This window comes from Bacillus thermotolerans (assembly GCF_000812025.2).
Taxonomy (GTDB): Bacteria; Bacillota; Bacilli; order Bacillales; family Domibacillaceae; genus Quasibacillus; species Quasibacillus thermotolerans.
Genome location: NZ_JWJE02000078.1, coordinates 1 through 11,467 on the forward strand (window position 1 = coordinate 1; position 11,467 = coordinate 11,467).

9 protein-coding genes are annotated in these 11,467 nt (G+C 43.5%); 2 read left to right on the forward strand and 7 right to left on the reverse strand.

Features of this window, described 5'->3' with window-relative positions; all coding sequences use genetic code 11:
• Window positions 1–160: 160 nt before the first annotated feature.
• A complete protein-coding gene (locus QY97_RS18100) occupies window positions 161–589 on the forward strand; it encodes a DNA alkylation repair protein (protein ID WP_082090240.1) in 429 nt (142 codons plus the stop codon).
• Between the two features lie 304 nt (window positions 590–893).
• On the opposite strand, the gene QY97_RS18105 is transcribed toward QY97_RS18100, so the two are convergent.
• The 7 genes from QY97_RS18105 to QY97_RS18125 all read right to left on the reverse strand — a co-directional run bounded on the left by QY97_RS18105 (window position 894) and on the right by QY97_RS18125 (window position 8,782).
• Window positions 894–1,871 (reverse strand): ring-cleaving dioxygenase, encoded by a 978-nt coding sequence (locus tag QY97_RS18105; RefSeq protein WP_039236841.1) that lies wholly within the window; start codon window positions 1,869–1,871, stop codon window positions 894–896.
• A 524-nt stretch (window positions 1,872–2,395) separates the two neighbouring features.
• A complete protein-coding gene (locus QY97_RS18110; RefSeq protein ID WP_039236844.1) occupies window positions 2,396–3,001 on the reverse strand; it encodes a hypothetical protein in 606 nt (201 codons plus the stop codon).
• Window positions 3,002–3,406: 405 nt separating this feature from the next.
• A complete protein-coding gene (locus QY97_RS20575; protein ID WP_157761921.1) occupies window positions 3,407–3,577 on the reverse strand; it encodes a hypothetical protein in 171 nt (56 codons plus the stop codon).
• A 381-nt stretch (window positions 3,578–3,958) separates the two neighbouring features.
• On the reverse strand, window positions 3,959–4,888 hold the full coding sequence (gene cyoE, locus QY97_RS18115) for a heme o synthase (RefSeq protein WP_052725931.1): 930 nt from the start codon (window positions 4,886–4,888) through the stop codon (window positions 3,959–3,961).
• A gap of 314 nt (window positions 4,889–5,202) precedes the next feature.
• Window positions 5,203–6,807, reverse strand: coding sequence for a sodium:solute symporter family protein (locus tag QY97_RS18120; protein WP_039236847.1), 1,605 nt, complete (start codon window positions 6,805–6,807; stop codon window positions 5,203–5,205).
• Complete coding sequence (locus tag QY97_RS20580) at window positions 6,808–6,948, reverse strand: hypothetical protein (protein WP_156994636.1); 141 nt, start codon at window positions 6,946–6,948, stop codon at window positions 6,808–6,810.
• A gap of 79 nt (window positions 6,949–7,027) precedes the next feature.
• Window positions 7,028–8,782: a sigma-54 interaction domain-containing protein gene (locus QY97_RS18125; protein ID WP_082090239.1), complete on the reverse strand. Its 1,755-nt coding sequence runs from the start codon at window positions 8,780–8,782 to the stop codon at window positions 7,028–7,030.
• Window positions 8,783–9,085: 303 nt separating this feature from the next.
• Between QY97_RS18125 and QY97_RS18130 the strand changes: the two genes are divergently transcribed.
• Window positions 9,086–11,104, forward strand: coding sequence for an oxidoreductase (locus QY97_RS18130; RefSeq protein ID WP_046128814.1), 2,019 nt, complete (start codon window positions 9,086–9,088; stop codon window positions 11,102–11,104).
• The last annotated feature ends 363 nt before the right edge of the window (window positions 11,105–11,467 follow it).

Here is an 11,467-nt window from a genome sequence, read left to right on the forward strand (position 1 = left end):
TTGGATGGCATAAACATAACCTCTGCCTTTTCTAATTTTCATAATATTCTCACCTAAATTTAATTTAACATATGTGTTTTTTTATTACAAACAAAAAAACCGCCCGCACACTCATGACTGAAGTCACGAGTGTGCGGGCGGAGGTCATCAAAAGGCAGCACTGGATATCATCGAAAAAGCGAAAAAGGACCTTACGAGCAGTGATATGTCCTGGTTATCCAGCTTGATCGTGAAAAAATCATGGTGGGATACGATAGATGTGCTTTCTCCACGCATCATAGGGGATATGTTTTCAAGGAATAACGAACTGATCGACCTATTTGCTGATCAGTGGATTGAGGATGAGAATATTTGGCTGCAGCGATCAGCCATCCTTTATCAGCTATACTACAAAGACAAGACAGATGAAGAACGCCTATTCCGCTATATTGTCAGACGAGCAGACAGCAAGGAGTTTTTTGTGCAAAAGGCCATCGGGTGGGCTTTGCGTCAGTATGCTAAAACTCGTCCCGAAAGCGTAAGAGATTTTGTGGCTAGCCATGATTTAAAACCACTCAGCAAGCGGGAAGCTTTAAAGCACCTTAAGTAATTATCCGAAATTCTTTATTTTATTTGATAAAGGTAGTATTTCAAAAAATGAAACAAGCTATGGGCAAACTCGATGAAGACTGAGCTTGCCTACAGCTTGTTTTATTTTACTTATAGACGGAGGCTGTTAATTTCCATTCCAGGCACTTCGCTTTCCGCGGGGCGGGCGCTGAGCCTCCTCATGCTCCGCTTTGCGGGGTCTCACCTGTCCCGCTCATCCCGCAGGAGTCTTCGCGCCTTCCATTCCAACGGGTAGCGGTTTACAAAGTTTAGATAGCCGCATAATCTTTAAGTCTGTTTTCTATTTATTCTTTAACGAATTCCTTTGTGCTTCTCACTGTATCAATTGGCCGAACCAACTGTTCGATTTGTGCGCGTTTCGGTTCTAAAAATGGAGGAAGGGATAATTTTTCTCCAAGTGTTTCATAAGGTTCGTCTCCCATAAAGCCGGGGCCATCTGTAGCGAACTCGAATAAAATCTGCGGAGCCACTCTTGCGTATAATGACTCGAAGAAGTAACGGTCGACATAGCCGGATGTCTGGAACCCAAAGCTGCTCATCCGCTCGATCCATTCTTCTAATACAGAGCGGTCCTCTACTCTGAAGGCGGCATGGTGTACTGTACCAAAGCCTTGTTGAGACATAGGAAGAACCGCATTGTGTTCGACAATAACGGAGGCGCCATTTCCGCCTTCACCTACTTCGAATAAATGGAAGGATCCTTCTTGGGCGATTTCTTTAAATAAGAGGACTTTCTCCATCATTTCTTTAAAGTAATCAAAGTTCGCAATACGGACGAAAATAGGCCCTAACCCCGTAATGGCATATTCGAGAGGGATCGGCCCCTTTTGCCAAGGTGTACCGGATTCCACTCCTTCATTTAGTTCATCTGAGATCAATTGGTATTGCTGATCGTCAAAGTCAACGAAAGAGAGAGTTTTCTTGCCAAATTGCTCTTTAATCCCTGTGTGCTTGACGTCTAGACGGTCAAAACGTTTGACCCAGTAGTCCAATGCCGCATCACTTGGCACACGGAAAGAGGTTTTTGAAATTTCGTTTGTCCCATGTACGCCTTTTGGGATCCCTGGAAAGTCAAAGAACGTCATATCCGTGCCTGCGCTGCCTTTATCATCCGCAAAGAATAGGTGGTATGTTTGAATATCATCCTGATTGACCGTTTTCTTCACTAAGCGCATGCCTAGCACATATGTGAAAAATTCGTAGTTCTTCTCCGCGCTGCTTGTAATGGCGGTGACATGATGTATTCCTTTTAAGTGGTTCATTTTATATGCCTCCATGAAAGCTAGATTTAGTTTGAAATTAAGGATTGTCATCTATCTCTGATCCCTGTTGGGTTTGGTTTCAAAAATGGTGGTATTGTTAGTTTTCCCTATTTTTTATATGAATATCAGGCAGGGGGAAGTGGTTCATTTCCTATCCTGTCTACCTAGAAAAAATCAAATATAAATATCTTGAATTCGAGATAATAATAACGCTTTTTATCTTCTATGTCAATCTTGTCCGCTCGATTAGGTGTAAATGTTGTTTTTCTTAGTTCCCATTTAAGGTTAGTGATCATACATAGGTATAAAAGGGAGCTTAGTCTGCCTTTCATAGGAATAAAAAGAGATCAGCCACTCTATTGAACTGATGAACTAGTTTTAAGAACACTTCTAAGCAATTTGAAAAGAAAGAACAAATAAAAAATGCCAAGCTAACCAGGTTAACTTGGCACTTTTAGAAGCAGTAGGCGTGACGGTCTAGTACATGACTAGCCTTCATGACCTTCTACTGTTGCTGGCTTAAATTACTCAGTGTCGACAAGTGGTCCAACACGCTCGACAGTGAGTTTTGCGGATAAATAGGTAGCAGGTCCTCCGTCGCGTACTCTTACAGTCACTGTTTCCCCTGCATCTAATTGTGCTTTAATAGTAGTTCCCGCGGTATTATCAACTGAACCTACAAATATAGATCCTGGAATGGCTGTAATGATGTCGTCCTCATCTATTACTACTATATCGAATACCACCGGAGTTGCATCAGTAGGAGGGACTAGAGGGATGTTCGCATTAATCTCATAAACACCGCTAGTTTCGACGGTAATTCCCTCTGGAGGTTGGGCTGCGTCTGGTGAGTTAAAGACTGGTTCCGTATTTAGAAGCGGTCCAGCAAAGTCAAAATCTATAGTACCGCCTACTAATGTTGTGGTTGTCGTATTATCCTGATACACATAGCCAAACGCAGGTGCTACTGGTCGGTTGAAGAAGAAGAGAAGGGACAGGAGAAGAATACCGCCTAGTACGAAAGCTCCAAGGATATGCCAGAACCCTGACTTTTTATGACCTTTGTCTTTCTTGTACTCTTTGTACTCCTTGTCTTTCTTATACTCTCTATCTTTTTCGTAGTAATCCATATTTTCACCACCTTTCCTAATTTTACTAATAGATTATGAAAACAGAATTTTTTGGGTTAGGCATTTTTATTAGTTTGATATAGAATTAATTAATTTGACTAGGCCCAAGTTTTTCATAGGCACATATACTCCCCGCATACCTATCCTGGCTTTTGAGCCATGGTCCAGAGCCTGAAGAAGCCTCCTTGTCTACTCCTAAAGGAAGCCATCATTCGTTTTGCTGAGTCTTTGATTCTATGTATCAATCGACTTCCAACAATATATGTCGGATTCACTGCAACATAAAAAAGCTGCCTGGCAAACACCAGACAGCCTTGATTTAGACAAGGTAAAAATGCAGATCTATTAGTACAAACGAAACATCAAATAAGAGTTTCTCACCTTGTAATAGAAAAGCTCGTTTCTTTAGGCAGAATCGTTTTCCTGTTCTTTTCTTTTGTCCTTCGCCTCCTTCCATGAGCGGTATATGCTGTAACTGCAAGAGACGATCACCGCTATGTGTGAAAGCATTTCTGAGACAACCTTCATGAGTGATACCACCTCCATATCGTAGTGATCGGACATATAGCGAATCACGTTCCATTCACCTTAGGCTTATCCTATTTTTTATCATTTCTTGATCAAAAAATGATTGGAAAGGGATTCACTGATTTTTGCTGCTTCATTTTTTAAAGATTACGAGAGAAAGGAAAAACAGAAGAAAACCAGAGGTAAATAGAAAGTTTTCTAGCTTATCAGTTATGGAGCTTGAAGCGTGAAGAAAAAACAGAAGAAAGCTGGCAGGCTCTTAATAGATTAGGAGAAGTTCAGCCGTTCTGCTGAATGGCTGTTCTCTTTCATTTTATGCACGAAAGGCAGCTTAAAGAAGCTCTGCATTGCAGACAGGCTTAATTGAGAGGATGTAACTACTTAAATATAAAAGAGCTTGGGAAGCTCCCAAGCTCTTTTCACGGTTTATTACCATGTCACAATGATCATCAATGAGAAAAGGATCATTAAATAATTAACGGAATAAATGAAGATGAGGTTTGCCCACTTTACGTCATTCTTTGTGTAAAGTCCTTTTATCGCAATGGCAATCCAAGCAACGTTAAGCAAGGTAGCGATCACGACAAAGGTTGTACCCAGGGACCATAGGAAGAATGGCAATGGCAGCAAGCAAGTGACATACACAAGAATCTGCCGCTTCGTGACTTCAAATCCATACAACACGGGAAGCATTGCGACGCCCGCTCTTTTATAATCATCATATCTTCTCATGGCAATAGAGAACGTATGAGGCATTTGCCAGATCAGGACAATAAGAGCAACGGTAATCGGAACAATATGAAACCCCGGGGCAATGGCCGTCCATCCAATGAGCGGTGTAACGGCACCAGAAATGGCCCCGATCATTGTATTCAGGGTATATTTGCGTTTGGACCAGAATGTATAAAGAACCACATAAGTAAACCAGCCAATAAATCCGTAAATGACAGCTTCGGTTGTAGTCTGAAGTAACAACATAAAGCCGACAGCGGTAAAGCTGATGCCCAGCGCTAAAACAGCGTTTAGAGAAAAGCTCCCCGTCACGGTTGGACGCTTTTGGGTCCGCTCCATGGCTTGATCAAGATCCACCTCGTACCAGTTATTAAGGGCTAAGGCTCCAGCAATGACGAGTGTACTCCCAATCATCGTGTACAAAAACAACCCCCACTGTTCTGACAAGGTCGTACCCGTGAAGGCCAATGCCAGCCAGAATCCAGCCAGCACAGGAAACACATTGGCAACTAACACGAGACCCTTTAAAAGGTAGATAAGATCCAGCAGGACCGTCTTCACGCTTCGTTTATTCTCATGACCAATGGTCTCGTTCGCTTTTAAAGGAACTGTTGTATTTTCACTCATATTTTAGACTCCTTTGGACAGTTTGCTAGTAAAACATCTAGAAGTTTTTCTGTTCATTACTTCACAAAAATGGTCATTTCCTTATCATCCAACTAAATGACGCATTTAATAATATTATATCTTGTCCGCGTCTTATTACCAACAACAAATCTGTGAACAGTGCGGCTGGCAAGAGAGTTCTTAGATTCTAGACGAGCTTATTCACTATGAATTTTGTTTGTAGGCCGGGAAACATCCTTCTGGTTGAAGAACGGATTCTTTTTAAACACTAAAAAACCGCTCCAGGTTCACCTGAAGCAGTTTTCCATCTCTTTCTACATCGCCAGTGTGAGCGGCCAGTAGTAGAAGATGAATGTAAGCATGATAATAACAACGCCGCTGATCATTAAATAGCCAGGGTACCTTCTAGTAATGACCATTTCTTCTTTCTCGTTTGGTTCAATGGGTCTTTTTAGAATATGAGTCTGGAAGTTTCGTTCTTCTATGGAGATTTCTCCGAATTTAGAGCCTGCATACAGGGCGATCAAGCTTAAGATGACACCGATGATGACTGGGTTGAAATAGACGGGCAGTTCGATGCCGAATGTCACGAGGAGTTCTCCGAATACAACCCCTGAGAATCCCATAATAATACTCCAGAATGCCCCCGTTTCTGTTACGTTTTTCGAGAAAACGCTGGCGAATGCGACCGGTCCCCAGGAAGCTGCAAAAAGGGTAGCCGCGAAGTAGCCGATCCACATAACGGAAGGCGGCTGCCAAATACCGATAAGCAGGATAATAATACTAACAACGATCATAGACATTCGGCTTGCCCGCAGCAGCTGCTTGTCCGAATACGTTTTGTTTCTGGATTGCTCCATAATGTCTCTTGTGATACTGCTTCCGATCAATTGAAGGAAGCTGGCGCAAGAGGATAAGGCGGCCGCCATAATGCCGCTGACGATAATAATGCCCAACCACTGAGGTGTCGCATTCATCGCGGCCCATATAAATACCTTTTCTGTAGGGGCAATATCTCCTTTAAGCGTGGTCACCGCAGAAATACTAAGGTGAAGGAAAAGGTAAATCGTGATGATTGAGATGGTAGCCCAAATGCCGGAGCGAATCGCTACGTGTTCATTTTTTGCCATCAAATACCGGCTGCTTTGCCAAGGGCTGATAGCAATAACAGCCGACCAGACTAACCCCATAATGATCGCCCATAATAACGCTTCCCACGGCTCTCCCATGTAAGCATTTGGTCCGGTAATGCCGTGCCAGCTCAATAAGTCAGGGCGTTCAGGATTCGTTGCGGCTTTCACAATAGCTTCAGGAAAACCGCCGGCTGACTGTATAATATAAGGCAACGATATATAAGTAGCTAGTGAAAAGATAAAGAACATGATTGTATCGTTGACCATGACACCTTTCGCGCCGGAGAGAGTAGTGAAAGACGTGTAGACCAGCCACATGATCAGCAAGGCGACTATATAGGAAACGCCTGAAATCTCGGAAAGCAGCACAGCTGCTCCTTGTGTCACGGCTACTAGATAAGCAGAAATGCCGAAGATCGTCGTAATAGCGGTAACTATCCTGATTTTGTTTGATTGAAAACGGTTGCCAAAATACTCAGGAACCGTCAATGATTTACTTCTTCGTAAATAACGGCCGAAGAAGAAGACCCCGATTACATAGCCTGTGGCATTAAAGATAACGAGTATAAGCAAGAGAATAGGGTAGCCCTCATAGGAAAAGCCAGCTTCCCCCATAAAAGAAACAGTACTTAAAAAAGAAGCGACAAGCATGCCAGTAATCATTAAAGTAGAGCCGTTTCTGCCAGATACATAGTATTCCTCTGAGTTCTTTACTCTTCGCGAAAGGACGATACCTATAAGGACGTAAATCAGGAAAGAACAAATAACGCCGATTGTATAAATCATTTACATCCCCACCTTTTCATCCATGGTTTCCGTTTCTTCTGTAGCGATATCTTTTTCCATTTTGCCGACGAATACTTTAGTGATAAGTCCTAGAACAATTAACGATCCTCCATACCCAAAGCAAAAAATCAACTCACCCACCTTAAACACTCCCTTCGTTAAATGGATCTACTTGATTTAATGCAAGTAGCATGCCTAATTCTAAATATTCAGTTAATTTTTAGGTGAGCTGATACTTATGGAGCTTTCTCATGATGGTCGTCTGGTTAACGCCGAGCGCTTTAGCTATTTTTCTCGTCGTCTTATATTGCTTTAAGGCGCTCGTGAGGAGCTGCTTTTCTGTTTCTTCTACTGCTTTTTTTAATGTCATTTGATGGAAGGGGAGGTGCTGCTCGCTGTGAATCATATGCTTCATCGCGAAGGGAAGGTCTCCGATGCTGATAAGCGGTTTCTGGGCCGTTACAACGATTTGCTCCATAAAATTCTCTAACTCTCTTACGTTTCCTTTCCATTCCTGTAATTGGATGAGCAGTTTGGCGTCTTTGCTTAATTCAATGTGCCGGGAATATTTCGTATTGAACTGCTCAAGAAAATAGTCTGTCAGCAAGGCAATGTCCTGTTTTCGTTCTCTTAATGGGGGCATGTGCAGCGGCACTACGTGTAAGCGATAGTACAAGTCCTGGCGGAAGGTTTTCTCTTCAATCATTTGCATCAAGTTTTTATTTGTAGCTGAAATAATGCGTATATCAACCTGTTTTTCGGACGTTCCGCCCACTTTTTTGAACGTTTTATCTTGAACTAAATGCAGGATTTTCACCTGTAATCCTAAGGGCATTTCCCCGATCTCATCGAGAAACAGCGTGCCGCCGTCTGCTGCCTCTACAAGTCCGGTCTTTCCGCGTTTATGAGCTCCTGTAAAGGCGCCTGCTTCATACCCAAATAACTCGGATTCTATTAAATTTTCGGGAATGGCTCCGCAGTTGACTTGAATAAATGGCTTGTTCTTTCTTGGGCTGTATTCATGAATAATCTTAGCTAATATGCCTTTTCCGACACCGGATTCACCGTGAATGAACACGGAAGAGTCAGTGGGCGCCACCCTTTCTGCTAATTGAAGAGTGGATATCATGTTTTGTGACTGAGTGAGGAACTTTTGAGAGCCGACATTTTTTTGCACCATCCATTCCTTTGGCGCCTGCTGCGTAGAGCGGTGTTCCATCAGCTGCCTTTTCATCTCAACAAGCTCTGAAATGTCTCGGGAGTTCGAAATGATTCTGTATAATTTTCCCTCTTCGTCGAAAATAGGCGTGGCTGTGGCAAGAACCGTTTTTCCGTTAGGATACTCCTGTTCGACCGAGTGGATTGTATGAGTAGCCATAGCTTTCAGTGTAACCGAGTTGTTGATAATGCCTTTTTGCACGAGCTCGTGGATATTTTTATTGATAAATGCTGCAGGCGGGAGCCCGGTGAAATGCTGGCATGATTCACTGACAAACAGCACGTTGCCTTCTCCGTCTGTCACAAATATTTCGTCATAGGAAGAATTTAAAATCCGAATCAGCTCTTTGTTCTTTTGCAGGGACATGTCCAGCTGTTGATGGAGCGAACGATTCATGCTCAGCAGTCCGCTGATTCTTTGCTCGTACTTCCATTCTTTGATTTCAAAGGCTGTATAGCATACATACTGATGATCCTCTTCCAGAATGAAAAAGTCATAGTTTTGAGGATCTTCTTCTCCTATGTCAGATAAAGAGGAAACGAGCAAAAAACGCTGACTCACGCATGCTTCAATGGCTTCATTTATCCCCGCCGCCCTCTTTTTCCAAAAGCACCGGTCATCCAATACGCCAATCAGCTGGAACGATGGGTCCACCACAACAACAGGCCTTTGCTGAAACGGCAGCCAGTTTTCTAATTCTTTCATTTGGATATGCGACAGTACAGAAACAGCGTTTTTCTTCTCTAAAGCAAGCATGCTAACACTCCTTTCCAGATAAAATTGAACCTTTTTTGCATCAGTTAGCGCTGATTTTCCTGAACGATGAACGATTTTAATGAGTGTACAAGCAGGATTAAAAAAATTGAACCTATTATGCAACGGTGATGCAAAAAAGGTTCAGATTTTGCAGCATGATGAAAAAATTCCGCTCAATTATTAAGAAATTTCGATCCATTCTTGAAGAATCCTGCTTTTATAAATAGAGACGAGAGATAAAGTGATTGGTATGGATTTTGCTTACTAGAAAGTAGACGACTAATTTTTCGGGAGTGAGTAGATATGACACCATTTAAGCACTTGTTTAGCCCGGTCACAATCGGCAGCATGGAATTGCCCAATCGAATTATGAGCACGGCTCATCAAACCAATCATGTTGTTGATGGAATTCCAACTCCTGATATGGCGGCTTATCATGTGGAAAGAGCAAAGGGCGGGGCGGGGCTGCTTATATTAGAAGCGGCTGCAGTACATTCATCGGGCATGTTAACGACCCACACAATTGCTGGCTATGATCCGAAAATTGTGCCGGCTTACCAGGAGCTTGTGAAGGAAGTTCACCGGTACGGCACAAAGGTTGTCCAGCAGCTGTTTCATGGGGGGAGAGAGGTGGTGTCAAGCGATTACCGCAGTGCGGCCTGGGCGCCTTCTGCGGTGCCGAGCTTAAGATTCGGTACGATGCCGCGGCCGATGAGCATCGATGAGATTCAGGATGTTATTGAAGGATTCGCCATTTCTGCAAGACTGGCCAAAGAAGGAGGCATTGACGGGGTAGAAATTTGCTGTTCACACGGCTACTTGCCTGCACAATTCTGGTCAGAGCATACGAATAAGCGAACGGATGAATACGGCGGAAGCTTTCGGAACCGGATGAGATTTATTGTAGAAGTGATTGAACGGGTATGGCAGGAAGTTGGCAAGGGCTTCACAGTGGGAATCAGAATGAGTGCCGATGAAATGACAATGGACGGCAATGATATTAAAGATTCGGTGAAAATCGTCGAGCACTTGGTGGAGCAGGTACGGATCGATTTCATTAACGTGACGGCAGGAGATTCCAGTACGTATGCCGGCTCGACCCACATTGTGCCGCCTTCACCGGTGAAGCATGCGTACGTGTCACCGCAGGCTTTTAAGATACGCATGGCGGGAGCGGTGCCAGTGTTTGTCGGCTCCCGTATTGTTGATCCGGTTGAGGCTGAACAAATTGTAGCTAAAGGGAAAGCGGATGTTGTCGGAATGACGAGATCGCTTATCGTCGATCCAAAGATGCCGAACAAGGCGAAAGCAGGAGATCATCATTTGATTGATGCTTGTCTTGGCTGTCTCCAAGCGTGTATCGGGCATTATCATAAGGGGTTGCCAATTGGATGCGTGCAAACGCCAGCCACCGGTAAGGAAAGACAAGTCCAGACATTGAAGGAGCGCTCCAGAGAGAACAAGAAGGTACTCGTGATAGGGGCAGGTCCGGCCGGCTTAAAAGCCGCCCTTACATTAGACGAGCTAGGGCATGAGGTTATACTCGCAGATAAAGGGGAGGAAATTGGCGGACTATTAAATGTGTTAAAGCGGGCGCCAATGAGGCAGGAATTAGCTGAAACCATGCTTGATAATTTCAGGAGAAAATTAGCTGTCAGCAAGGTAGACGTCCGGCTCGGAAGGGATATAACATCCACCGATGTGATCACCCTTTCACCGGATGCTGTCTTCTGCGCTGTAGGCTCCCGGCCGTTTATCCCAGATATTCCAGGGATTGATGACGAAAGAGTTTTAACGGTTGATGAGCTGTTCCGTAAAAGAGATCGAGCTATCGGGAAAAACGTGCTAGTTTTTGATTTTGGTGGCGACTGGCCTGGGATGGAGGCAGCCATTGACTTGGCAGAAAAAGGCCATCAGGTCACGCTGATTACTTCAAAGCTATACATCGGGGAAGAGGTTCATCAATATTTGCGGAATGAATATTTGAAGAAGCTTTATCAATTGAAAGTAAAACTTCTTCCTCATTATGACTTAGGCGAAATAAAAAATGGCCAAGCGGTGATTCGCAACCTGTTTTCCTATGAAAGGGAAGTCATTACAGATTGGGATTCCATTGTTCTATCGCTTGGACGGGTACCCAATACGGAGCTATATGACGATATTAAAGATATGGCCCCTGAGGTTCATCAAATTGGCGACTGTCTAGCGCCAAGAACACTGGAAGAAGCGACACATGAAGGATTTATGACGTCCCTGCAAATTGGCATTCAGGAAGAGGGAGACAAGGTTAATATTAAGGCCGATGAAGCGGTTGTAGAATAGTGCATAAATAAGAAATCCTTTCTTTTCAGGGCCGAACCCTGTAATCGGGACAGGGGGATAGACACTTTTTTAAGCAGGCAGTTGCCGGTATTGCACCGGTGATGGCCTGCTTAGCTTGTTTGGATTGCACTCATATTTATAAATAGCCATTACCTGCAGTCGACGTATGTGTATTGTTCTAAAAAGAAGGCCATCTAGTCATCTAACTTGTTAATTGATGACCTCCGCCCGCACACTCGCGACTTCAGTCATGAGTTAGGGCGGTTTTTTTGTTTGTAATAAAAAAACACATATGTTAAATTAAATTTAGGTGAGAATATTATGAAAATTAGAAAAGGCAGAGGTTATGTTTACGCCATCCAA

Coding starts and splice junctions, on each gene's coding strand:
- QY97_RS18105 (WP_039236841.1), bottom strand. CDS start 1,871: ATGAACCACTTAAAAGGAATACATCATGTCACCGCCATTACAAGCAGC.
- QY97_RS18110 (WP_039236844.1), bottom strand. CDS start 3,001: ATGGATTACTACGAAAAAGATAGAGAGTATAAGAAAGACAAGGAGTAC.
- cyoE (WP_052725931.1), bottom strand. CDS start 4,888: ATGAGTGAAAATACAACAGTTCCTTTAAAAGCGAACGAGACCATTGGT.
- QY97_RS18120 (WP_039236847.1), bottom strand. CDS start 6,807: ATGATTTATACAATCGGCGTTATTTGTTCTTTCCTGATTTACGTCCTT.
- QY97_RS18125 (WP_082090239.1), bottom strand. CDS start 8,782: ATGCTTGCTTTAGAGAAGAAAAACGCTGTTTCTGTACTGTCGCATATC.
- QY97_RS18130 (WP_046128814.1), top strand. CDS start 9,086: ATGACACCATTTAAGCACTTGTTTAGCCCGGTCACAATCGGCAGCATG.